Below are 1015 nucleotides of genomic sequence, written 5' to 3'. Positions count from 1 at the left end.
GGTAGGCGGCTCGGCGCATCTATTGGGTGGGCGATGTCTATCCCTTCAACGCACTTTCTAAACTGAGTAAAAGTCTCGGGCAGATCAAGCAACGTAAACGGCAGCTTGCTTTCGTCGAACAAACTGCGTACAGCGTGCTGAACAATGACAAGGTGTGGGTATTCATCTTGCAGCTTGTGCAATATGCTCTGTTCATCCGAGCCAGCCATTGCGTCTGCATAAAGATGAGTGACACCCAAATATTGAATGGCATATTTGAGGGCTTGATACGGGGGTAGATCTATCGTCCAAAGTCGCTGACCTAACTGGCCGAGTGCGTCATTCAGTTCGCACAAAGACGCATCGATAAATTTCTGCCTAGCTCGTCCTAGCGTTACCTCCTGAGCAAAATGATGGAGAAAAGGAGTTACTGAAGGGCGACAATACAAGCAAACCAATTCATCCAGAAAAGATGAGGCATCAACCAATAGCGAGTTATCGTGAAGCCTTAGGTCAAACGTAAACCAGTAAAGCCCTATTTTCTTTTTCAAAAAACGTCCTTAGGCGAAGAGCTAAATGTACTGATTTGTTTTACGCTCGGCATCGCAAGCGGATCATCCGTTCTTACTAACTACAGCGCTTTCCATGCTCTTTGCATGAATCGTGAACATAAGAGCCAAATCGTATTTCCATCCTCAATCGTTCACTTTTTAAACTGAGATTTTATAAAATCAAATTTCAGATTTATGAATATCACCGCTATTTGCTCATTTTTTTATATAAACCAAGCAAAAATGATAAAAATTAAAGCGATATTAGTTAATATCCGGTAATCTAAATCCAATTCCATTTTGCTAGTAACATCGCAGAAATGACTGACGAGTTTAAGAAATCGACCGCTAACTTAAAAAAAGCGGTGCCACTAATGATCAAAAATCATGTAGCTGCCACCCCCGCAAACTACGCGCTTTGGTATACCTACGTAGACAAAACCATTCCAGAACTCAATTTTGAGATGGACGAAGTGTTAGAACAC

At 42.1% G+C, this 1015-nt stretch carries 1 protein-coding gene and 1 pseudogene; one reads left to right on the top strand and one right to left on the bottom strand.

The genetic code is table 11. The features are described from left to right. The coding region (locus R8269_RS26520) for a deoxyribodipyrimidine photo-lyase (RefSeq protein WP_318223075.1) at positions 1-530 on the bottom strand (530 nt) is incomplete at its 3' end. A gap of 320 nt (positions 531-850) precedes the next feature. On the opposite strand from R8269_RS26520, the pseudogene R8269_RS26515 reads away from it, so the two are divergent. Continuing rightward, a pseudogene (locus tag R8269_RS26515) lies at positions 851-1015 on the top strand (GGDEF domain-containing protein); the annotation flags it as partial.

The sequence above is a fragment of the Vibrio sp. Vb0667 genome (assembly GCF_033391095.1).
Note: the sequence above shows the minus strand (reverse complement) of the source record. Positions and strands in the feature narration are given on the sequence as shown.